Here is a 23,293-nt window from a genome sequence, read left to right on the forward strand (position 1 = left end):
AGTACAAGACTTTGAGGGGCATCATACGCCATGGCCCAAACCCCATCGTACTTTTTTAGCGGCGAAGATTTGTTACATTTTGAAAAAGTACGGTATAACCAATGCTTAAACCCGTGTTAATCGAGAGGAGGATGGCTCGTGAATGCGGCAGAACAAGCCCATAACCTACAACTGACGAGCAAAATTGCAGCGATCGCCAACATATTCAAAACCACATTCCCCGACGCGAAAGCCGACCTCACCCCCTGGCGGAGCGACCCCGACACCCAAGAATGGGTAGACCCCGACTCCATTGATCTCGGCTTCCATTTCCCCGGCTGGAGTCCCCGCCTCCAAGGTCGCAGCATCCTCGTCCAAGTGCGCTTTCACTGCGATCTAGACACCCAAGTCCAGCGCCTAATCGGAGTTGAGGTGGCGGCGTTTAATCATCGCGGCGAAGCCTGGCGACTTTCCACCATTGACCATTGGCGCATCGAAGGCCAAGACCTGCCTTACCCCGATGTCACAGACAAGCTGAAAAGCGTGTGCCGTCAGATTTTTGAATTGTTTGCAATCTCTGACTCAGCTTGTTAAGATATCTAACTGGTCGCTAGCATAGCTCAATTGGTAGAGCACCTCACTTGTAATGAGACGGTTGCGGGTTCAAGTCCTGTTGCTAGCTTAGTTTGAAGCCCAATTCAGTTTGCGCTGTGATGGGCTAATGCGATCGCCCTCATCAGGGCAGCGAGCTCATCAGGGCAGCGAGCTCATCCGGGCAGCGAGCTAGAAGCTCGCACTCCAGAGGATGTCAGTCATTGGTAGTGTGAGCCTCTGGCTCACTCCTGCTATAGAGGATTACAGTCGTGGTAGCATGCGATCGCCCTCATCAGGGCAACGAGCTCATCCGGGCAGCGAGCTCATCAGGGCAGCGAGCTAGAAGCTCGCACTCCAGAGGATGTCAGTCATTGGTAGTGTGAGCCTCTGGCTCACTCCTGCTATAGAGGATTACAGTCGTGGTAGCATGCGATCGCCCTCATCAGGGCAGCGAGCTCATCAGGGCAGCGAGCTAGAAGCTCGCACTCCAGAGGATGTCAGTCATTGGTAGTGTGAGCCTCTGGCTCACTCCTGCTATAGAGGATTACAGTCGTGGTAGCATTCGATCCCCCTCATCAGGGCAGCGAGCTAGAAGCTCGCACTCCAGAGGATGTCAGTCATTGGTAGTGTGAGCCTCTGGCTCACTCCTGCTATAGAGGATTACTGCTATAGAGGATTACAGTCGTGGTAGCATTCGATCCCCCTCATCAGGGCAACGAGCTCATCCGGGCAGCGAGCTCATCAGGGCAGCGAGCTAGAAGCTCGCACTCCAGAGGATGACAGTTGACAGTCATTGGTAGTGTGAGCCTCTGGCTCACTCCTGCTATAGAGGATTACAGTCGTGGTAGCATTCGATCCCCCTCATCCGGGCAACGAGCTCATCAGGGCAGCGAGCTAGAAGCTCGCACTCCAGAGGATGACAGTCATTGGTAGTGTGAGCCTCTGGCTCACTCCTGCCATAGAGGATTACTGCTATAGAGGATTACAGTCGTGGTAGCATTCGATCCCCCTCATCAGGGCAGCGAGCTAGAAGCTCGCACTCCAGAGGATGTCAGTGAGTCTCTGGCTCACTGTCTACCAGATCCAGACTCCCAGATCCAGACTCGTGCTTGGGTTATGGATAATATCTAGGGAGGGAGGCGAGGAGCGTGGCATGGCTGGAAGGGTCGCGGTTTCGATCGCGGTGGATTATGGTTTTTGTGTAAACAGCCCGAAAGCGTCGGTCAGATTGGCCCTGACTTTGACGTGAGATAGAACTGCCGTCTCTGAAAATCTATATTACGGGTGAGATGAAACCCTGAACATTGCGCTAGGCTGGAAGTAAGCATAGTTTTGAAAACCACACTTAATTACTTTAGGAGGAAAGGACTATCGCTAAGAAACAACTCATGAACCACCAGATCAAATCAACCCATGTGCTTTTGATCGACCACGAGAATAATAATCGCGGCTTGACTGAGACCAGTGAAGCCATGCAACTGGCGAAACAAGTGGGACTGGATCTGGTGGTGGTCTCCACCGATAAAGAAGCCCCCGTGGCCAAACTGATTGACTACGGCAAACATAAATATCAACAGAAGAAACGGCAACGCCAAACCTCCAAACCCACGATGAAAGAGGTCAAACTCCGTCCTAATGTGGGAGATTCGGACTATGGTGTGCGAATTAACCGGGCCACGGAATGGCTGGCCAAGGGAAATCCGGTTAAATTTCAAGTCCGGTTACGAGGCCGGGAACATCAACACCGCGATCGCGCCGCTCAACTTCTCGAACGGGTTATCGAAGACCTCAGTAAAACTGCTACGGTTCAATCCTTTGATCGGCGCAGCTTAATCCTCCAACTTGCACCCACCTAAGGGTCTGGTTGAACGCAGACTAATTTTTTGAAGGGATTCGTCAACGTCCCCCCACAAATCAGAGTGCAACCCCATCACAAGTTCGGTTCACTCTGGTTTGTGTCGCAGGTCAACCCAGGGTTTTTGGCCGTGCAGACCGCAATTGTTTGCTAGAGTTGAAGTGAGCATCATCCACTCCGCCCCGTGATCTAGTTCAGAATGTTTTTTAATGCGACAGAAATTCTGATCGATGAGTTTGTCAAGCGTTTGCGGGCTGCCTATCAACGCACGTATGGTGGTTTAAAGCCAGATTACGCAGAGATTATCACCTGGGCGGGAAGCATGGCGATGGAAAATATTGCCAACAGTGACGCACTCTACCACAATGTGGAGCATTCTATTTTAGTGACTCTGGTGGGGCAAGAAGTGCTCCACGGGCGACATATCCGCGAAGGGGGGGTGTCCTGCGAAGATTGGCTCCATTTTTCCATTGCCTTGGCCTGCCATGATATCGGCTACGTCAAAGGAGTCTGCCGCCAAGACAATGAACTCGAACGCCTCTACGCCACGGGAAAAAATGGCGAAATGGTTCACTTGCCGTCGGGCTGTTCCGATGCGTCCCTCACTCCGTATCATGTGGATCGCGGCAAATTATTTATTGAAGAACGGTTTGGTGGTCATCGCCTCATTGATGCGATGCTGATTAAACAGAGTATCGAACTGACTCGTTTTCCAGTTCCCAACCAGGATGATCATCGCTGCACAACAGATTATCCGGGCTTGCTGCGAGCGTCTGATCTGATTGGTCAACTCAGTGACCCGCGCTATCTCCGTAAAATTAACGCGCTGTTTTATGAATTTGAGGAGACGGGAGCGAATGCGCTGCTGGGGTTTAAAACGCCGGCGGATTTGCGGCAAAATTATCCTCAGTTTTATTGGCATGCGGTGTACCCCTTCATTGAAGATGCTCTGCAATATTTAGCCCTGACCCAAAAGGGCCAGCAGATTATCGCCAATCTTTATGCAAATGTGTTCACGGTGGAACATGCGATGGCGACGGAGGGTAAGGCTCCTTCGTTTCCGTTGGCGTGATTTGTTGGGGTTTAAAACAGGCTGAGGTTAAACAGGAGGGTGGCGCGGCTGATGCCGTCGGCTTGGCCGGTGCTGGTGAGGGAGAGCGATCGCACATGTTCCAAAATGGGTTTGGCAGCCACTTCAATCACCTTGACGACGGGGAATTTTTCGGTGATCAGGGGTCGCACTTGGGGCCAATCGAGATATAGGAGGCCATTGTTGGGGGTGGGCAGGGGGGCGATCGCTGCCTGAAACGCCTGGCTGGTGGTGAGGTTGGCACGGCGCGATCGCACCAAATTACTCACCACATTCAGGGAATTGGACAGCACGAGATAGTCGTCAAGGGTGGTGTAGGCTCCCTGCACTTTGGCGGTAATCTGGCCCCCGGCGGCGGCGAGTTCGGCCCAAGCGGTGACGGGTTGGTCTTGGATGCTTACGGTGCTGATCGTCAGGTTTTGGGCTTGGGCGAGGCTGTCAAGTTCCCCTAGGGCGGCGGGGGTTTGCTCCGTTTGCCGCGTGACAAAGACCCAATCCCGATTGGGCAGCACCGACAGGGCATAATCCCCCGTCACCCAGGGGAAAATCGCCTCGGTGGGATCGAGGTCGGGGCTGAATTGGGTGAGGGCGGTGGTGAGGAGAGACACGACGGGGCTGTCTGTGCCGAGGCTGGTGGTGATCTGCTCCCAAAACTGCTGGAGGTCTGTACCGGCGGCGGTGAAACTGGTTTTGGGGGGGAGGTATTGGAGAGCGGTGACGGGGGCGGTGAGGCTGGGGGGTTGGGCTTGGTCAGTGGCAAGTCCAGCAACGGCGGTATCGGCGATCAACCCTTCCGGGCTGAGGCCGAAGGCCAAGGTGAGGGTGGGAATAGGATCGGTGGGTTCGGTGTCAAAGGCTTTGGCAACGGCGAGCAGATTGAGGTAGGCGACGCCGATGCGGGGGCGGTTGATCGGGGCGAGGGCTTGTTGATAGGCGGTGCTTTGGGCAAGGTTTAAGGTAGGAACTTGGACGTTGTTGATTGCATCGCGGAGGACTTTGGGATCATTGGCGAAGAGGACGTAGCGATCACCCACGACGGCACTGGCTAAATTCGCCCCTTGCCCATTGCGAGTTTGGCGATAGATCAAGTTCACGCCTTTGTATTGTTCAAAGACGAGATCCGCTTCACCGGCGATCGCCCCTTTGGCATAAAGAATCTGCAAGAACTCCCGCGCCCGCTCGCCATCCTGGGCCGCCACGGCCAACAGATAGCCCATTTGCGCCCCATTATCCGGGTTGCGATCGTAGTCCAGGGAGGTGATGGCCAGGGTGATTTCGTCACCGAGCCAGCCTTGAATATCGCGGCGATAGTTGAGGCCCGTCTGGGCGAGGAGTCCCGCTTTGAGGCGATCCAGTTCTTGGCGGGTGCGAGGGCGATCGCCCAAGGGAGTCCCCACCTGCACCAAGGATTCTAAACGAGTGGGATTCACCAACAGCGACACCATCAGCGGCGACTGTTTCGGGATGAACATGGCCGCCGTTGGAGTCGCCTCCACGCCGCCATCGTTGAGGTTTAGCGGGCTTTGGGCCAACACCCAGGCCACGCCTCCCCCGGCGATCGCCAGCAGCACCAACACCGCCGTAAGGAGCGCGATAAAAAATGATCGCAACGTCATAGCTTTTTCATCCCTAACAGTCTTCTGCTCTTCATTATTTCAGGTTGCGCTACCCTTAAGCAGTGCCGCGCTCAACTTCATTCCCTTCACTCTCGTTCCAAACCGATGGTTTTTCAACTCGAAGAAATTGTGCCGTGGGGGCGCTCTAGTGCAGACTACCACGCCATGTTTAACCTCACTGACGCAGATCTTGCCGGGGTGATTCTTGATTGTGCCGGCGGGCCCGCTAGTTTTAACGCCGAAATGACCGAACAGGGACACCACATTATTTCCTGTGACCCAATCTATTACTATTCCCCCGCCCAGCTTGAACAGCGGATTGAGGCCGTCTATCCGATCATTGTTCAGGGGATGGAGCAAGCGCGGGATCAATTTAACTGGCAACCGGGGGAAACGCCCACGAGTTTAGGCGATCGCCGCCTCCTCGCCATGCAAACCTTTCTGGAGGATCTGATTCCGGGGAAAGCTGCCCGGCGGTATCAGGTGGCGGAACTACCGACGCTCCCCTTTGCAGATCAACAATTTTCCCTTGCGATCTCGTCCCACTTGTTGTTTACCTATTCTGAGCAACTTTCCCTAGCGTTTCATCAGGCGGCGTTGGTGGAATTGGCGCGGGTAGCGGCGGAGGTGCGGATTTTCCCGATTGTGGAGAATTTCACGGGGGAGCGATCGCGCCACTTCGACACGGTTTATGACTCCCTCACGACTCAGGGCTATCACCTCCACCTCTGCCCCGTCTCCTACCATTTCCAAAAAGGCGGCAACGAAATGCTCATCATCCAACCGCCCACCTGAATCATCACCGCCGCTCAACTCAATCGTCTAATGGATCGTTATCTAGCTCGGTTGCCGGTTCCGGTTCGTGGCGATAGATCCGGATCGTATGGAGGCGGGGGCCTTCAGCGGTGACGACGGTTAACTCTAGGTTGTCGTAGGTGAGCACTTCGCCCTCTTGGGGGATTTTTTGGAAATGGTAGAGGACAAAACCGCTCAGGGTCTGGTATTCATCGGTGAGGGGCAGATCTAACCCCAGCATTTCGTTGACTTCTTCGAGGTCTAGTTGAGCCGGGACGAGGGAGGTTTGTTCGTCAATGGTGTGGATCGTCAGTTCGTCGTTGGGATCGCTGATCTGTTCATCGCCGATGATTTCCGCGATTAAATCATTGAGGGTGACGAGGCCCGCTGTACCGCCAAATTCATCCATGACCATCACCATTTCCAGGTGCGATCGCTGCATCAAGGTCAATAACTCATTGAGGGGAATCCCTTCCGCCACAAAGCGAGCGGGCTTCACCCAGGGGCGGATTGGGGTATCGGGGGCGAGGAGATTTTGTGCTAGGGGGATCGCCAGATCTTTAAAATCAATAATCCCCACAATGTCATCGAGGGAATCCCCCGTTAGAGGATAGCGGGAATGTTCAGTGCTGACGACAAGATTAATCAGGTCGGTAAAGGTGGCCGTGGAATCAATGGCCGTCAGTTGGGTACGGGGGATCATCACCTCCGCTGCCGTCACTTCCCCGAAGGCGAAGACGTTTTTCAAGAGTTCTCGCTCTTCGACTTCTAAGCCGGTGGATTCTCGCTCGGTGGTGATGATGAGTTGCAATTCTTCTGGGGTGACGCGGTTGTACCAGGCTTGGCCCGCATATTCAACACCACCGAGACGCAGGAGCCAGCGCGTCGATTGATTGAGAATCCAAATAAAGGGGTTAAAAAAACGGGCGATCGCTAAACTCGGCGGCGCGAGCATCCGCGCCAACTGCTCCGAATAAATCAACGCCACGGATTTCGGGCAAAGTTCCCCTAGGACAATTTGTAGATAGGCCAGGGCAAAAAAGGCGATCGGCGTGGCGAGGGAATGGGACAGAAACCAAGGGCTAAACCAGGGAATCCCCAAATTGTGAATCATCGTGCGCAGGATGAGAGCGATCGTCCCTTCGCCAATCCACCCTAGGGCCAAACTGGAGAGGGTGATCCCGATCTGGGTTGTGGAGAGGAGGCGTTCCATGCGGTTTTGCAGCGTCTGCACCATCCGCGCCTGAAGATCCCCCGCTGCCACCAGTTGGGTAATGCGCGATCGCCGCACCGAAACAATCGCAAACTCCGCCGTCACAAAAAAGGCATTAATCGCAATCAGCAGCCCCACCGACACCAGGCGCAGCCCCAGAGCTTGACCCGTCAACGGGATCGCATCAAACGTTGAAACCATCAAAACGTTCATAGGGAGACGGTGTGTCTCATTGCCTCCTCACTCAACGGCCGCCTCGGATGTCACCGGAATTCCCGTGAGATTGAGTTGTAAATCTTGGTCAGGATAATTGGTCAGGGCCAGGGAGAGGGTTTGCGCATCAGCGAGAACGACATCGGCGATCCGAATCGTCCCCGTAAACCAATCCCCATTGGAGGGGACTTCCCCCGGCAGGTCATCGGTGATCGCCGTCAGGGAACGCCCCTGTTCATCCCGAACTTCTAAAAAACTGTAGAGAAACTGCACCGCCGCACTACTTTCATTTTTTAAATTCACCGTTAAAACCAGCGCACCATCTTGTTGAAATACATTACTCACCTGTAATGTCACACCTTGAGACTCCCCTTCAATGGTGGAAAAAGAAGGGTTGCGGATGAGTTGAGTCTCAGCAGACGATTCAGCATCGTCGGGGTTTACAACCTCATCCGCCACTGGCTTTTCCGGCGGTTCCGGGACTTGATTCGTCCCATTGATCACCTCTTGAGCCTGCTTGATTAAGGTGTTTTCATCAAGGAGAAAATTAAACGTCTGCGGCGTTCCCGTTGAGGTGTTGGCTGGACTCGCTGGGTCGGGGGAAGAGGCTTCGTTCGGTTGTTGGGTGAGTTTTTTGGACGGACTGACATCAGGTTGACTGACACCTTGTAGGGCTAAATCCCCTAAAACATAGGCCCACCAGCCTGTAACCCCGCCTGCTCCCACCATCAGCAGCAGTAAAACCAGCGTGAGCATTAAGGTTGAGTTCAGTTTCATAATTCGACACAGGGGATCATCATGCCACCTTAGCGCAAAACAATTCGGTTCATTATACGGCGAAAAACACCCCGCCCCAATTTTGGGTCTGCAAAGGAGTGGGTCACTCTATATAATGATAGAGAAATTATTCCCAGGGTTGGCCGAGCGGTTGAGGCAGCGAACTCATAATTCGCCCTAGACAGGTTCAACTCCTGTACCCTGGATTAGCGAATCGGATTGAGCCAAAATTCTCCCCCCGGCAGCGGTTGATTAAGATTGCTAAAGGAGGGTTCAGTGCGGAGACTGGAATTATAGGGGTTGGTGAGGTCGGGGGTGCGGAGGATGGGCCCGTTGCTGTATTGCTGGCGGAGGACATCGACGTACATGGAATGGACGATCGCAGCATCCCGATTAATTTCTACTTCAGGAAACCCAGTTAAGCCGGTGAGGAAATCAATCTGACGACCGATGGTGAATGTGGTCGAGAAGGCATCTTGGGAACTGTAGGTGATGCCATTGTCAAAGGCTTCAGGAATAGTTTCGAGCGGAACGGGGAATTCGTTTGTTACTTCGACTTGGGCGATCGCACCGGATGCGATCGCCATCAATCCACTCACAACACCGCAGGTTACAGCCACAAAACGACGCATTAGCATTACGGTTCTTCTCCAACTTAGGGTTTTAGTGGTTCAATTCTAACCTGAGCCATTCCCAGACGATGGGATCACTATTCACTCGCCGCCGGAGCATCGGCAGCCGGTTTCGGGGGCTTTTCAATCACAGGGGGGGCTGGCGGTGCGGGGGCGGGGGCGGGAGCGGGAGCGGGAGCGGGGGCAGCCGCCGGAGGGGGCGCGGGAGCAGCAGCGGGCGGTGGGGCCGGAGTCGGCGGACGCGAGGGAGCCGGCCGACTCTGGGTGTTTGCCGGTGGACGCGAGGGGGCTGGCTGGCTCGGCTTCGACTCCGTTTGTCGCTTGCGCACATTGTTCGCTGGACTGCTCGCTGGCTCAGAATTAGAATTTTGAGCGGGACTAGACGGTTGCGATGGACTGGAGGAGGAAGAACCCTGAGGAGCCGAACGATTCGAGGGTGGGGGTTCCGGCTTGGGCGGCTCTCGGTAGAAACTTTTCTTCGGTTTAATCGGTTCAACTTCGATGGTGGCTTCCCGTCCCCCTAGCTTGTCAGGCCGCGGGGGAAAATCAGCTTTGGGAATATCATCCACAATGCGTTTCATAAAGGCGTGCCATAGGGCCGCTGCTGTGGTGCTAGCGCCGGATGTGGGGCTGTTGTTATCGTTGCCGAGCCAGGCCCCGGCCACGAGTTGAGGGATATACCCCACAAACCACAGGTCGCGGTAATCGTCTGATGTGCCGGTTTTACCAGCGACATCACGATCGGGCAGATTCGCCGCTGTGCCAGTGCCGTAGTCCACGACAGTTTCTAACATCCAGGTCATAATCGCGGTGGATTCAGCATCGATCGCCTGTACAGACTGGCGCTCTGCTTCATAGATCACCTCACCATTGCGATCGAGGATGCGGGTAATGCCATGGACGGGGACGTGCTTTCCCTCATTGGCGAAGGTGCCATAGGCGCTGGTGAGTTCGAGGAGGGTGACTTCGGAAACCCCAAGGGCAAGGGAGTAGGTGGGTTCGAGTTTTGAGGTGATGCCCATTTTTTTGGCCACCTCAATGACGGGGTTCCAACCTACTTCGATGAGAGCACGCACGGCCGGAATGTTAACGGAGCGTGTCAGGGCATCAAGCATGGAGATATTGCCCCGATAGGTTTCGTCGTAGTTTTTCGGTTCGTAGCCATCGACGACGTAGGGCGCGTCTCGATAGCTCTTGTAGGGAGAAAATCCGGCGGCGATCGCCGTTGCATAGACAAAGGGTTTAAAGGTCGATCCCGGTTGGCGTTGGGCCTGAGTGACTCGGTTAAACTGACCGTTATTCTCTTCACTGTTGTAGTCTTTGCCCCCCACCATGGCTTTGATTTCGCCGGTGGTGGGGTCAATGGCAACCAGGGCAGCTTGTTGGAAGTCTTGGCTCGAACCATAGCGTTCGGAGATTTCCGCCACGGCTGCTTCGGCGGCGATCTGCCACTCTAGATCAATGGAGGTTTCCACCGTTAGCCCCCCGGCGGCGAGTTGCTCCTCGGAGAGAATTTCGGGTAGTTTTTCTTGGACGTAGTCGGTGAAGTAGGGAACTTGACGATTGAAGCGTTTGGGTTTTTGGGGGTTGAGGGCGAGATCTGAGGCGATCGCTGCCTCATACTCGGCTTGCTCAATAAACCCTTGGTCATAGAGCCGATTCAAGACGCGATCGCGCTGACCCTGGGCCGCCTCCGGATTTTCCAAGGGTGAATAGGCACTCGGAGCCGGCGCAATCCCCGCCAGCATTGCCGTTTCCGCCACAGTCAATTCATCAACATCCTTGCCAAAATAGACCCACGCCGCATCAGCGACCCCGTAGGCCCCACTGCCCAAATAGACAAGATTCAAATACCGTTCGAGGATTTCCTCTTTGCTATAGGCATTTTCAATTTTTTGGGCAATCCGCATTTCCCGGAGTTTACGCATCACCTCTTGGTCTTGGTTGAGGTAGACGATCCGGCTCAACTGTTGCGTGATCGTGCTTCCCCCTTCCACCACTTCCCCTGCCCGCAGATTCGCCCAAGTGGCCCGCAAAATCCCCTGATAATCGACACCCTTGTGATTCAAAAAGCGACGATCTTCACTGGCGATAAAGGATTGCACCAGGGAGTCCGGAATCTCTTCAATGTCTAATTCTTCATGACTGATCGGGCCGCGCTCTTGGAGCACCGTATTATCGGCCGCGATCACCCGGAGGGTTTCTTCGCGGTTGTAGGTCATCACCTCATCAACCGATTCTGGGAGGGTCGCTTCGAGGTCTTGCCACCGTTGATAGAAATAGGCTGACCCTCCACCGATTCCCGTTGCTGTCACGAGAGCCACCCAAATCCAGACCCGTTTGTATAGAGGACGACGCGATCGCCCCCCCGCACCCTTTGAGGCGCGAGGCACATTCGGTTTAGCTGTAGCCGGTGTAGAGGATTCCGGTACAGGCATTACGGCTTTTTTTTCAGGCTTTTGAATAAACTTGGACACACCAACTCCTTAAGTTTCGCGACACCACCAAATCTTGCTACGCATCTAGGTTAACCTGCTTAGAATCGGAGTTACCAGATCTAAGATTCACTGCAAATAAACAACAACTGGTGAACGTCGGCGCTTGAAACCCTAGACCAAGCATTAAGGCAAATTATGCTGAATCCCGTACCGTAGTAAATGCTCTAACCCCATCAAGTGATTGTCCCACACTTTACGGCGATAGGGGGAAGCGATCGCCGCCCCTTGCCACTGCTGCCCTACCCTAGCTCGAAACTCACGGAGCACCCGCTGGGCCTGTTGAGCATGGCGTGCCGACGGGTCAGCCGCCAACCGTGCCAGGGCTTGATCCACTTGGGCCGATCGGGTCGCCCAATCTTGCCAGAGAGGCTGATCCGCAGGCAAGGCCTCCTGTTGCGCCCAATATTGCCATTCTCGCTCTAAGGCGCGATACCGTAACACGGCGGTTTCAAAAGGTTGGCGATGGGCGATCGGTTCAGACCCTTGCCGCGTGCGGCGACCTTGAGTTTGGCGGAGGGCGGTTTGTAAGTTGAGACTTAAATTTTCCGCCGCAAACAGGGCATAGCCCCCCGTCGCGTAGTCCCGTAAGTATTGGATCTGATCCAACGTCCCCACCATCGGCAACTGCAACAACCGAATGCCCGGCAGTAATAACGTCGCACTGCGCACCCCATGGCCGAGCACCGGAGCCGTTAATGTTTGTAGCTCCGTGGTCGTTGTGGCATAGGTCATCGGTGCTAACAGATCAACATAGCCCCCCTGGAGCCATGCTTCCCAGTTTTGTTGGAGGCGGGTCAGCCGAATTCGTGTCGGCATCGGAAACACAGCGGCGGAAAGGAGCGTGCCGGGGTGTTTTTCCTGTAACAGGGTGTGGGCCGATTGCACGAAGGTATTAATCTGCTCAATGCGGAATTGAGTCCACTGAGACCAGAGGGGATCGTTGGGGCGAATGGTCAGGGGATCAACGCCGGTTTGGCGAGAAAATTGACGGCGGGCTTCAAGGCCAAACCCATAGGTTTGATCCAGGTTGGGATCTTGGAACGGGTAGCGGATGTAGTCGAGTTGAATCCCGTCTACGTCATAGCGGGTGGCAATTTCGTCAATCAGATCGAGAAGATAGGCGCGGACTTCGGGATGGGCAGGATCAAAAAAGACTTTGCGGGAGTTGACTTGAAAGGGATCGCCCCGGCGATCGGTGGCGACCCAGGTGGGGTTACGGCTGAGGACGGGGCCGAGGTAGTTGTCGGGTTGCCCAAGGAGTTGATTGTGGCGTTCATTGGCGGCGGCGAAAATCCAGACCCAGGCGTGTAATTCCATGCCGTGCTCGTGGGCGAGTTTAACCGCAGCGGCGAGGGGGTCCCAGCCTTGGGTGAGGGGGTTTTGTTCGGGGGCGACGGTGCTGGGATAGATGGGGTAGCTGGCGTTGACGGTTTCAAAGAAAACGGTATTGATGCCAGCGTCAGCGAGGCGGTTAAAGATGCGGGCAAGATCGGCTTCGGAATGGGTGCGGACGATGGTGCCGCGATCAAGCCAAATGGCGCGGGTTTCGGGATAGCGGATCGGTTCCTCGGCGGGGAAGCTGTCCCAGAGGTGGCTGTGCAGTTGACGGGTGGCGGCGGCGGCTTGGGGAAAGGATTGGCTGGCGATCAGGTTGACGATCGCAGTGAGGCGATCGCGGGCTTCCTGCAAGGTGGGGGAGGCTGGGGCCGGGCTGCGATCGCCCTTGTTCCGAATTTGGGCCACGGTGTCCTGAAACGACTCGGTTAAGGCTTGGGATTCAGCGGCGATCATCGCACTTTCATAGCGTTCAAACAGCCGAGTCACGTCGTGATATTGCGCCCGTAAGGAGGCCGGTGCAGCCGCCAGCATCGTGGCTACCTGTGGGGAAGAGGGCGGGGCCGTCGTCGGGGCTGCTGCTGAAATCGCAGGGGCCGGAGTCGCCGCCGGTCGCCCTCCTGGGGGAGTGGTGGGCCGTGGTGGGGCTGGGGGATTGGCTTGGGAAACGGTTTGCGTCACGGTTTGAGTGATCGTGTTTGACCCGGTGGCGCAGTTTTGTCCATTGCCAAACCCGGAACTGCGCAGCCGCCCATATTGCTGCAACAACGCTTCAAACCAGGCTACATCGGTATTCACGGAGGCCACTTGATCATTGCCCCAGCGCCAGCCTAAAAAGACGGTTTGATCCGTGGCGACAATCGCCGGGGTTGACCGCTGGGTTTGCCAGTGGGCCAACACCCGGCTCTTGCCATCGGTGGGGAGAATGGCCGCGCCTTGGAGGGGGGTGGCCAGGGGGAGGGCCGGCACAGGGAGGGTGGCGTTTAATTGCAGGGCTGTGGGGGTGGTGAGGGGAAAGCCCCAGGTGGCACCGAGGAGGGTTTGGAGTTGGGTTTTGACGGCTTCGGGGGCGAGGCTGCCGGTGTTGCCGGTGGCAATAATTCGTCCGCCTTGCTGGAGCCAGGCGGCGATCGCCATCCCTTGGCTGGCATTGAGAGCCGATATATTGGCCAGCACCATGACGGCATTCGCCGGTTGAGGTAAACGCTGGGGGTGTAGATCCGTTCCCTCTAGGACGCAATAGGCCACGTCGAGGGCTTGTAAGCGGCGCGTAATACCACTCCATTGGGTTTGATTCGACGGATCACGAACAACGGTTAAGGATAGATCTTGGGCGATCGCTGCTGCGGGCACGGTCATCAACAGCAATGATCCGGGCAAAATTCTTAACACCACACGACGGAGAAATGACCAGCGCAACACAACGTTTAACACGGCAATAGTATTGTTGAGGACAATGAGGACCAGCAACGCCCGACCCATCAAGGTCTGAGGCAAGGGCTGGGGATGAGCGTGTTATTATTATGCACATTCTGCACTGCAAGACTTGAACTCACGTGCATTACTGTGGGGTTAGCGATGAAACCAAATGATTATTCTCAATTGCCATCCTCCCCTCACGCCAACCGGGAACAGTCCTTAGATGACGGATTTCACCTGATTGGTGCATTGCCCCGTTCTAAGTTTGTCCAGCCCACCCCGCCAACCCAGACTCGGCCTGCCCCCCAGCCTGAGCCTGAGGCATCGGCAGAACCTGAGCTTGCCCCCCGCCGTCTCAATTGGCAAGCGATCGCCATTTTTCTTGTCCTCTGCACCGGAGGCATTGGGTTCACCGCCACGGCTCTGCTATTGAAGTCGCCCGCCGTTCCCAACTGCCCCCAGATCTTTTTACCCACGGCCTCGGCTTCCATGCGGCTTTACTGTGCTCAGTTGGCCGCCAATAAGGGGACTATTCCCGATCTGATGGAAGCCTTGCAACTGGTGCAGAATCTCCCGGTGGATCATCCCCTTTATCCCGAAATTGAACGCTACACCGAAATCTGGATTGAGGAATTACTGCGCTTGGGGGAATCCACATTTCAAGAGGGCAATTTAGAGGAAGCGATCGCCCTCGCCACCCAAATTTCCAGCCAGTTTGATGATCCCACCCTGATTCAAGGCAAAATTCAACGCTGGCAAGAGATTTGGGACGAAGCCGAAGCTATTGAAGCCGAAGCTTTGGCACAAATGGATGAAGGGCTATGGGGTCAAGCCTTCCAAACGGCGGCTGGACTGACCAAATTAGAGAATCGCTACTGGGCGACGACCCGGTATGACCAGCTTTTTGAAACCCTCAATACGGCCCGCGAAGAGAGTAAAAAATTAGATGCGGTGTTTGCCCAAGTTGATCAGGGCGGCCTGGATAATTTACTGGCAGCGATCGCCACGGCCCAACAAGTGCCCAAAACAAGCTCCACCTATAACGAAGCCCAAACCTTAATCAATCGCGCCAAAGAAAAGCTGGTGGAGTTGGCCATGGTCAATCTGCGGCAGGGAAGATGGCAAGCCGCGATGCAGGTGGTGAATAAAATTCCGAGCACCTTGCGGCTAGAGGATGAAATTGCCGACATTAGCACCCTGGCCGATGCGGTGTCGGTGGCGAGTTTTGGGACGCAGATTAACTATGAAGATGCGATCGCCACGGCGCGAGAAATTGCCCCTGGCCGCCCACTGTACAACCAAGCCCAAGAACTGATCAGCCGTTGGCAAGATTCCATTGAAGGCGGCTTAAGTTTAGATGCGGCCATTGCCTTGGCGCGGGGGGGAACCCAAAGCGCCCTAGAAGCGGCAATCTCCCAAGCCCGCACCGTCCCTCGCAATAATCCCCGCTATGCCGAAGCCCAAGGCTTGATCAATGACTGGACGCGCCAAATCGAACGCACCGCTGACCAACCGATCTTGGATGCTGCGGCAGAATTGGCGCGTGCCGGTAATCTTGAAGGGGCAATTCAACGCGCTCGCCAGGTGAGTTCTGGGCGGGGTCTCTACGGGGAAGCTCAAGAACAGATTGATGATTGGCAACGGCAACTCGAACGCGAAGAAGACCGCCCCACTCTGGATCGAGCGATCGCCTTAGCCAATCGGGGGCAATACCTCGAAGCGATCCAAGTGGCACAACAAATTTCCTCCGGGCGGAGCCTCTACGGGGAAGCCCAGCGGCAGATTGAAGGGTGGCAGCAGGAGGTGCGGGGCGCAGAACAGCTTGCTCAAGCGACCCAGCGGGCCCAAGCCGGTACACCTGAAGCCCTCCAAGCTGCCATTGCACTGGCGCAGCAAGTCCCCAGCAATAGCCGCCAAGGGGCCACCAGTCGGCAACGGATCAATCAATGGAGTGGGCAGATTTTGGCGATCGCCCGTCAGCGATCGGGGTCAAGCTTGACTGAGGCTGTGGCGATCGCCCGCCTTGTGCCCCCCAATACGGCTGCCTATAGTGCCGCCCAAGCCCAAATTGAGACCTGGAATCGTTTGCTCAATCCCTCGGCCTTGCCGCCCATTCCTGAATCCCCCTAGGTCGGTGCGTCGCGCCATCAACGGCGATGTGCTAGGAGGCGATCGCTGGGGTGTATAGTAAATGGGAAAAATTTTTGAGATGCGGGCATTTCCCCATCAACGGCAACCCTATGGCCAAACTTTCCACGGAATTGAATCGCTATTTTTTTGAAGAAGAACGCGCCGAGACAGTGAAACTCAACGACGTGCTGCTACTGGCCGGTGAGCGGGTTTTTGGCTTTTTATTTGTGATTTTGGCGTTACCCTCAGCCCTGCCAATTCCAGCACCGGGCTATTCCGTGCCCTTTGGCCTGCTCATTTTTGTCCTGGCGGTGCAGTTTATGACCGGGTCACAAAAACCATGGTTGCCGCAGCGGATGGTGAATTGGAGCATCAAAACCAAGCTAGCGCAACGGTTTGTTAAAGCTGGGTTGCCCTGGTTACGTCGCCTCGAAGGGATCAGCAAGCCCCGCTTTACCGCCGTCTGCACGAGTTTACCGGGTCGTCTCTGGGTGGGCAGTGCGATCGCCCTCATGGCCATTTCAATGATGATCATCATCCCCGGCACGAATACCCTCCCCGCCATGGGGATTTTTCTCACCGGGATTGGACTCGTGGAAGACGACGGCGCGATCTGTGCTGCCGGTGCAACGGCTTGTATTGCGATCGCGGTGGTCATGGTCTCCGTGATTTGGGTGTTCTATCGCGGTGGAGCCAGCATCCTCGACATGGTTAAAACCTGGATTACCGGCACACCCTAAACCCTCACCCCCACCGGAAGCGGTGGACGTGATTGGCGATCGCGCCTAGCAACAAGCAAGGGGCTTGCCGCCCCTTGCCAATGAATCGCCATGGATCTAAACCTTGAACGGGTTAAATTTCGGCAGCAGCCCGCTCAATGAGTCGTCGGGCCAGGGTTTGAGTCCCGGTATGCTCGTAGTAATTCGTGGTGACATCCAGAAACGCCGCCAGGTAATCGAGCTTACTATCCGACACCTCAATAAACTGCCCTAACTTGCCCGTTACCTTCGCCACGGATAGATCATTCCGGTTCACAAATCCGCCCATCCAACCTTTGACGCTGTCGAAACTCTCGCCGATAAAGGCTAATTGTTTCGGGGTGCTTTGGCCCGGAATGAGTTTTTTGACTTGGCTAAACACCGCATTATTTTCGAGATCTTGGGGCGAAAGGCTGTTCAGCTTGGCCTGAGTGCCTTGGATAAAATCCGGGCCAAGGGGAATTAACGCATCAAAACACACCAAGGCGGCCATCCGCATCAGGGATTCACCGCTATAGTCCGCGAGGGATTTGACAAAATCGCCGATGCTATCGCCGGGAATGCCGTTAATTTGGCAAAAGGCCACCACTTCGACCACCAGCTTCAGGCAGAGGTCAATGGTTTGGGCTTTATCGGCTTTGGGGGTCAGGTTGCTCATGAAGCCCAAAAGGGGCACTTTTTCCCCGACTTTATTGGCCAACGCCGCCGCTCCGAGGGCACTGTCGGCGCTATCGACGGTTTGATAGAGCCAGAGGGCGCGTTGGTAGCCTTCGGATTTGTCGTTAAAGAGCCAGACGGCGCGATCGCCAATCTGTTTCACCAGTTCCGGATCGGTTTCGCCCGTCACGGTGCGGATTGTCTCCTTAAACCCCACCAGATTGTTCCACTCACCGGGCACGAGAAAATCCAGCGCCTTGAGGGCACGGACGGTCATATTTTGCTCAGGCAATTCGTCAACAAGTTCAAAAATCGGTTTGCTCATGGTCATCTCTGGAATAAAGGAACAGGTAGAGACAAAGGAGCGGGCAGGACAGGTTGATCTCGCTCCTCAGCATTCAACATTGGACGCGATGGTGGGGTTAGGGACTGTCGAGGGCCGCGAGACCATCGAGGTTGAACTGTTCAAGCCAGGCTTGGCGATCGCCCTCCGTAAAACTCTCCGCACGGGATTGCACCTTGACTTGAAAGCGATCCGCCACCAGTACCCCCGTTCCGGTGTTTCCCTGCGCCGCCAACGGATAACCCCCTAGGGTCTCAGCACTGTCGGCGTATTTCTGGGCCGCATCGGGGTTGTTGCGAATGTCAGCGATGGAGAGCACCGCCACCTCCGTCCCGGCTTGCTTAAGCTTCGCCTGGGCAAACCCCGTTTTTTCTTGGGCGTACACCAGATCATAATCTTCTGCCGGTTGCGGAAAATATTGGTTTAAACTGCCGCCACTGACGGCGGTATCTGCCACTGCCGCAGCCCCCGATTGGGTACTTTCCTGTTGGGCTTGGTCAAACTCCGACGGCGGCGCTGCGGTACAAGATGTTAAGAAAAGTAATACCGCTAAACAAAATGATGTAAACCAGGTACGAGGCATCATAGCCATTGAATCCCCTTTGTAGTTATAGGCAACACCTCCATTCTGCCGTACTCGTTTTGGGTTTTGATTTTTCTTTACTCGAATCTTTTAGGTACGGATTCAGTAGGATAGAAAGCGGAGTAGATAGTTAAGACGTTGCGTTCGTGGGACGCAAATTGATTTTTTGGGTTGAGTTTGTCATCAATGGAGTGCCATCTATCCGTCTTGATGCCGTTTGGCGATCGCTCCCTGCCGTTCTCTCATCGTCTCCCAATTTATGCGTATCCTCATTTACTCCTATAACTACTACCCGGAACCCATCGGCATTGCGCCCTTGATGACCGAGTTAGCAGAAGGATTGGTCAAACGTGGTCATGAAGTGCGGGTGATCACCGCGATGCCCTGGTATCCTGCCGGCGAGATTTTTGAAACCTACCGGGGCAAACTCTACTGCACAGAAGAGATCAATGGTGTGACGGTTCAACGCTGTTATGTGCGCATCAGTAAAAACCGAAACCTGATCAATCGCGGCCTTTTTGAACTGAGCTTTATGCTGTTGAGTTTTTTGCAAGCGTTGCGGGGGTGGCGGCCCAATGTCATTTTGATGACGGTTCCGGGGTTGCCGGTGGGAGTACCGGCGGCCGTGCTGGGATTCCTTTATCGTTGTCCGGTGGTGCTCAATTTGCAGGACATCTTGCCCGATGCCGCGATTCAAGTGGGCCTGTTACGGAATCCGGTGGCTGTTAAGATTTTCAAAGCATTAGAAAAATTTAATTATCTCATTGCCACAAAAATTACAGTTATCTCTGAAGGCTTCATCGAAAACCTGACGCAAAAAAACGTCGATTCTCAAAAGATTTGTTTGATTCCCAATTGGGTCGATGTTAATTTTATTCGCCCGTTGGATCGCTACGATAATGCGTTTCGTGCGGAGCACAAGCTCGGCGATAAATTTGTGGTGCTGTATTCCGGAAATATTGCCCTCACCCAACCGCTCATTAATGTGATTGATGCCGCTCGGAAACTCGCTCACTTACCAGAGATTGTGTTTGTGATCGTTGGCCCTGAGGATGCGCTTCATCCTTTGCGCCGCCGCGCCCGTAAACGCAATCTCCAAAATGTGCAATTCCTGACGTTCCAACCCCGTGCCCAGCTTCCCACAATGCTGGCGGCGGCGAATGTGGGTTTGGTGGTGCAAAAATTCAATGTGGTGTCCTTTAATATGCCCTCTAAAATTCAGGTGCTGCTGGCCAGTGGTTGCCCGATCTTGGCGGCGGTTCCGGAGGAGGGGACGGCGGCGATGGCGATTCGAGCCAGTGGGGGCGGGGTGTTGGTTCCGCCGGAAAATGCGAAGGCGTTGGCGGTGGCGGTGGAGGCGTTATATCGTCAGCCCGAAGAGCTTGAACGACTGGGGCAAAAAGGGCGACAGCATGCGATCGCCAATTACGCCTGCCGGTCTGCCATTGATCGCTATGAAGACCTTTTTCTCAAGCTCATCCAGCCCGAACCCTGTATCACGGTGGGCGATGAGATTCTGAAATAATGCTGGTGGGGGATGGGGCGGCGATCCGTAGGCACATCAACAAAACATTGCAACTTTGGGACGACCGGAACAGGCTTCGTTATGATCGGGGGAGTTCTGTTTTTCTAATTTTGTGCATGACCCAACAACGATCGCCCCTTTCTCCTCCCTCACTGCCGGCACACCTCGCGGCTGATCCCACCTCTCAAATGGCCTGGACGATCGCGATCGCTGCCGATGAGCGCAAAGCCGCCAATATCACCCTCTTGCGCGTCACTGATGTCTGTTACCTCAGTGACTATTTCATCGTGGCAAGTGGGTTTTCGCGCACTCAGGTGCGGGCGATCGCCGATGCCGTCGAAGCCAAAATGGAAGAGCAGTGGCAACGCTACCCCCTCCGCACCGCCGGCAAAACCGAAGGCAGTTGGGTCTTGCAAGATTACGGCGAAATCATTGTTCATGTGCTGCTGCCCACCGAGCGAGAGTTTTATAATTTAGAGGCATTTTGGGGTCATGCCGAGCGCATTGATTTCCCCACTGATGATCCGGAGCCGCTACTGTGATGTCCTCTGAACCTTCCACCCGGTGTCCTGTCCCCGAAGAGCAACAGCCCCTCAATGAATACGAGCAGTTGCGCGAAGCCTGGCTCTTTAACTGGACGGTGCAATCGCGCTTTGTTTATGTGCGTAAACTGGTTTGGGTGTGGGCCTGGAGTTGGGTGATTGCGGGGCCAACGGCGGCGGCGAGCTTTCCACCGGAACGGCTGCCCCTGCAATTTGCCTTAGCCGCCAGTGGTGGAGCGTTGGTGATTGTGGTGCTGCTGTTGCTCCGCCTCTATTTAGGGTGGCTGTATATTCGCGATCGCCTCTCTCAAACCGAGGTAGTCTACGAAGAATCGGGCTGGTACGACGGTCAACGGTGGCAAAAAACCGATGAAGTGTTGATGCGCGATCGCCTCGTTGTATCCTATCAAGTGCAACCCATCCTCCAACGTCTCCAGACCACATTCCTCTGGATCGCCCTCAGTATCCTCGGCGGCAGTGCCCTCTGGTTCGTAGCCGATACCTACCTTTAACTCACCAGTGATCCCCTTCCCTATTCTTTATCCCATTGCTAAAACGCTATTATGACGCGAGGCCTTCGGAACCCAGCCCCAGAATTAGAAGTACAACTCCTCCGAGAAGGTATTCTTGAATCCACCCATCGCGTCACAGCGGTGATTGCCGACCATCGCGGGCGCTTGCTCACCCAAGCCGGTAATGCGGCCATGAGCACCTTTATCCGTTCGGCCCTCAAACCCTTTCAAGCCCTCGCCGTCACCAGCACCGGCACGATCGAACGCTACGGCCTCACCGATCGCGACCTTGCCGTCATCTGTAGTTCCCACCACGGCAGCGTCGAACACGCCCGCCAAGTCTTCAATATTCTCTGGCGCTGTGACATTGATCCCACCGCCCTCCAATGTCCCACCCCCCCCGACAAAGACAGCCCCCTCCAACATTGCTGCTCCGGGAAACACGCCGGGATGCTCGCCGTCGCCCAACAGCGGTACTATCCCCTGGAAACCTATCTGCACCGTAGCCACCCTGTCCAAAAACTGATCATCACCAAAATCAGCGAACTCCTGGGGATGCCCGCCGATGAATTTATTCGCGCCCGTGATGATTGTGGTGCGCCGATCTATTCAATGCCCCTGATCCAGATGGCAAGTTTATACGCTCAACTGGCATCGGGGGAGCATCTTGATCTCGAACGGATTGTGCGAGCGATGACCTACTATCCGCATTTGGTGGCGGGAGAGGGGGCCTTTGATACGGAATTGATGCGGATGACGGAAGGGGAATTAGTGAGTAAAGCCGGAGCCGAAGGCATTCAATGTATTAGCCGCGCTGGGGAAGGATTAGGCTTGGCGATTAAGGTGCATGATGGGGCGAAGCGGGCGAAGTCGGCGATCGCGATCCACATTCTGCGGCAACTGGGCTGGATCACGCCCCCCGTTGCCGAAACCCTATCGGAACAATTCATGAAACTCAGTCCCTATAAACGCCTGGAGGTGGTGGGGGATCTCACCATGCTCTAGGGGCATTCCGTCCCAGTTTTTGGTCAAAATGAGCGATCGCCCCCCGGATCACCCCGGAATTTTCCACAAACTTGGTGGATCACTGGGCACTTGTCTTAAAATAAATGAAAAGATATGTAAACTTTTTTTAACCATCCTGCTGTCCTCTGCCGATTGGGGCGTACCAATGACCTCTGTAAAATCCTTGTTTTCTCCCGTAGAAGCCGACCTTGACATTCTCAGCACCAACCTTAAAACCCTCGTGGGGGCCAAGCACCCGATTTTAAGTGCGGCAGCAGAACACCTCTTTGGCGCGGGAGGAAAGCGGATGCGACCGGCGATCGTGTTGATGGTGGCGCGGGGAACCATGGCCGGGCAAGAGATTACCCCCCGCCACCGTCGCCTCGCTGAAATCACCGAAATGATTCACACCGCCAGCCTCGTCCATGATGATGTCGTCGATGAGTCAGAGTTACGCCGCAATGTGGCCACGGTGAATAACTTTTTTGGCAATCGGATCGCCGTGTTGGCCGGTGATTTTTTGTTCGCGCAGTCGTCGTGGTATCTCGCCAATCTGGATAATTTGCAGGTGGTGAAATTGCTCTCAGAGGTGATTCGTGATTTTGCCGAGGGGGAAATTCGTCAGGGGTTAAACCGCTTTGATACGGATTTATCCATCGAAGCCTATCTCGAAAAAAGCTATTACAAAACCGCGTCATTGATTGCCAACAGTGCCAAGGCTGCCGCTGTGCTCAGTGATGCATCGGTGGAGTTAACCCAAGACCTCTATCATTTTGGCCATCATTTCGGCCTGGCGTTCCAAATTGTGGATGATATTCTCGACTTCACCGCCACCAGTGATGTGTTGGGGAAACCGGCGGGTTCGGATTTAGCGAGTGGGAATTTGACGGCTCCGGTGCTCTACGCCATGGAAGAGAAGCCCTATATTGCAGCGTTAATTGAGCGCGAATTTAGCCAAGCGGGGGATCTGGAGCAAGCCTTAGCAGCGGTGCGGGAAACGGACGGTATTGAGCGATCGCGTGCCTTAGCAGCCCATCATTCCCAACAGGCGATCGCCCACCTCAAAACCCTGCCCCCCTCCCCCTGTGCCCAAGCCCTCGAAGATCTCTCGTCCTATATCCTCACCCGGATGTATTAAGGGTGCATCATTCCTTGCTTTGAACCCAAGGGGCTAAAGCCGCCTTGTCTGGGCGTTTTGATCGGCGGAAGGGTGATCAATTTT

General features: G+C 55.1%; 19 protein-coding genes and 2 tRNA genes. 13 read left to right on the forward strand and 8 right to left on the reverse strand.

Features of this window, described 5'->3' with window-relative positions; all coding sequences use genetic code 11:
- Positions 1-138 precede the first annotated feature (138 nt).
- From SPI6313_RS21610 to SPI6313_RS21625, 4 genes are all read left to right on the forward strand, one after another.
- The gene (locus tag SPI6313_RS21610) at positions 139-573 is read left to right on the forward strand and encodes a hypothetical protein (RefSeq protein WP_072622855.1); all 435 of its coding nucleotides are present in this window, start codon (positions 139-141) and stop codon (positions 571-573) included.
- A 15-nt stretch (positions 574-588) separates the two neighbouring features.
- Positions 589-661, forward strand: a tRNA-Thr gene (locus SPI6313_RS21615).
- A 1,300-nt stretch (positions 662-1,961) separates the two neighbouring features.
- On the forward strand, positions 1,962-2,429 hold the full coding sequence (gene infC, locus SPI6313_RS21620) for a translation initiation factor IF-3 (RefSeq protein ID WP_072622856.1): 468 nt from the start codon (positions 1,962-1,964) through the stop codon (positions 2,427-2,429).
- A gap of 198 nt (positions 2,430-2,627) precedes the next feature.
- A complete protein-coding gene (locus SPI6313_RS21625) occupies positions 2,628-3,500 on the forward strand; it encodes an Npun_R2479 family HD domain-containing metalloprotein (RefSeq protein WP_072622857.1) in 873 nt (290 codons plus the stop codon).
- Between the two features lie 11 nt (positions 3,501-3,511).
- Here SPI6313_RS21625 and SPI6313_RS21630 read toward each other — a convergent pair whose 3' ends face one another.
- Positions 3,512-5,134 carry a DUF3352 domain-containing protein gene (locus SPI6313_RS21630; protein ID WP_072622858.1) on the reverse strand — a complete coding sequence of 541 codons (1,623 nt, stop codon included), beginning with the start codon at positions 5,132-5,134 and terminating at the stop codon, positions 3,512-3,514.
- 105 nt (positions 5,135-5,239) lie between these two features.
- On the opposite strand from SPI6313_RS21630, the gene SPI6313_RS21635 reads away from it, so the two are divergent.
- Positions 5,240-5,929, forward strand: a complete 690-nt coding sequence (locus tag SPI6313_RS21635) for a class I SAM-dependent methyltransferase (protein ID WP_072622859.1) — start codon at positions 5,240-5,242, stop codon at positions 5,927-5,929.
- Between the two features lie 19 nt (positions 5,930-5,948).
- Here the strand turns inward: SPI6313_RS21635 and SPI6313_RS21640 are convergent, their stop codons facing one another.
- Complete coding sequence (locus SPI6313_RS21640) at positions 5,949-7,355, reverse strand: hemolysin family protein (protein ID WP_072622860.1); 1,407 nt, start codon at positions 7,353-7,355, stop codon at positions 5,949-5,951.
- Between the two features lie 27 nt (positions 7,356-7,382).
- Positions 7,383-8,132, reverse strand: coding sequence for a hypothetical protein (locus SPI6313_RS21645; protein WP_072622861.1), 750 nt, complete (start codon positions 8,130-8,132; stop codon positions 7,383-7,385).
- Between the two features lie 133 nt (positions 8,133-8,265).
- On the opposite strand from SPI6313_RS21645, the gene SPI6313_RS21650 reads away from it, so the two are divergent.
- Positions 8,266-8,338: transfer RNA gene (locus SPI6313_RS21650), tRNA-Ile, on the forward strand.
- Here the strand turns inward: SPI6313_RS21650 and SPI6313_RS21655 are convergent.
- The 3 genes from SPI6313_RS21655 to SPI6313_RS21665 form a co-directional block, all read right to left on the reverse strand.
- Positions 8,339-8,770 carry a hypothetical protein gene (locus SPI6313_RS21655; protein WP_072622862.1) on the reverse strand — a complete coding sequence of 144 codons (432 nt, stop codon included), beginning with the start codon at positions 8,768-8,770 and terminating at the stop codon, positions 8,339-8,341.
- 71 nt (positions 8,771-8,841) lie between these two features.
- Positions 8,842-11,241, reverse strand: a complete 2,400-nt coding sequence (locus tag SPI6313_RS21660; RefSeq protein ID WP_245788940.1) for a transglycosylase domain-containing protein — start codon at positions 11,239-11,241, stop codon at positions 8,842-8,844.
- Positions 11,242-11,385: 144 nt separating this feature from the next.
- A complete protein-coding gene (locus SPI6313_RS21665; protein WP_245788942.1) occupies positions 11,386-14,094 on the reverse strand; it encodes a glycoside hydrolase family 10-like protein in 2,709 nt (902 codons plus the stop codon).
- An 81-nt stretch (positions 14,095-14,175) separates the two neighbouring features.
- On the opposite strand from SPI6313_RS21665, the gene SPI6313_RS21670 reads away from it, so the two are divergent.
- Both SPI6313_RS21670 and SPI6313_RS21675 read left to right on the forward strand, forming a co-directional pair.
- Positions 14,176-16,146, forward strand: coding sequence for a tetratricopeptide repeat protein (locus tag SPI6313_RS21670; RefSeq protein WP_084669156.1), 1,971 nt, complete (start codon positions 14,176-14,178; stop codon positions 16,144-16,146).
- Positions 16,147-16,256: 110 nt separating this feature from the next.
- Positions 16,257-16,886, forward strand: a complete 630-nt coding sequence (locus SPI6313_RS21675) for an exopolysaccharide biosynthesis protein (RefSeq protein ID WP_072622864.1) — start codon at positions 16,257-16,259, stop codon at positions 16,884-16,886.
- A 112-nt stretch (positions 16,887-16,998) separates the two neighbouring features.
- Here SPI6313_RS21675 and SPI6313_RS21680 read toward each other — a convergent pair whose 3' ends face one another.
- Both SPI6313_RS21680 and SPI6313_RS21685 read right to left on the reverse strand, forming a co-directional pair.
- Entirely contained in the window at positions 16,999-17,886 is an 888-nt protein-coding gene (locus SPI6313_RS21680; RefSeq protein WP_072622865.1) for a hypothetical protein, read from the reverse strand.
- A gap of 97 nt (positions 17,887-17,983) precedes the next feature.
- Positions 17,984-18,490 carry a hypothetical protein gene (locus tag SPI6313_RS21685; protein ID WP_245788944.1) on the reverse strand — a complete coding sequence of 169 codons (507 nt, stop codon included), beginning with the start codon at positions 18,488-18,490 and terminating at the stop codon, positions 17,984-17,986.
- 256 nt (positions 18,491-18,746) lie between these two features.
- On the opposite strand from SPI6313_RS21685, the gene SPI6313_RS21690 reads away from it, so the two are divergent.
- The 5 genes from SPI6313_RS21690 (at position 18,747) to sds (ending at position 23,209) form a co-directional block, all read left to right on the forward strand.
- Positions 18,747-20,012, forward strand: a complete 1,266-nt coding sequence (locus SPI6313_RS21690) for a glycosyltransferase family 4 protein (RefSeq protein WP_072623281.1) — start codon at positions 18,747-18,749, stop codon at positions 20,010-20,012.
- Between the two features lie 116 nt (positions 20,013-20,128).
- Positions 20,129-20,554: a ribosome silencing factor gene (gene rsfS / locus SPI6313_RS21695; RefSeq protein WP_072622867.1), complete on the forward strand. Its 426-nt coding sequence runs from the start codon at positions 20,129-20,131 to the stop codon at positions 20,552-20,554.
- Positions 20,554-21,066 (forward strand): CGLD27 family protein, encoded by a 513-nt coding sequence (locus SPI6313_RS21700; protein WP_072622868.1) that lies wholly within the window; start codon positions 20,554-20,556, stop codon positions 21,064-21,066. The genes rsfS and SPI6313_RS21700 overlap by 1 nt, the downstream gene beginning before the upstream one ends.
- A 51-nt stretch (positions 21,067-21,117) precedes the next feature.
- On the forward strand, positions 21,118-22,071 hold the full coding sequence (locus SPI6313_RS21705; protein WP_072622869.1) for an asparaginase: 954 nt from the start codon (positions 21,118-21,120) through the stop codon (positions 22,069-22,071).
- Positions 22,072-22,237: 166 nt separating this feature from the next.
- Positions 22,238-23,209, forward strand: a complete 972-nt coding sequence (sds, locus tag SPI6313_RS21710; RefSeq protein ID WP_072622870.1) for a solanesyl diphosphate synthase — start codon at positions 22,238-22,240, stop codon at positions 23,207-23,209.
- Positions 23,210-23,293: the final 84 nt, after the last annotated feature.

It is taken from the genome of Spirulina major PCC 6313, from assembly GCF_001890765.1.
GTDB lineage: Bacteria > Cyanobacteriota > Cyanobacteriia > Cyanobacteriales > Spirulinaceae > Spirulina > Spirulina major.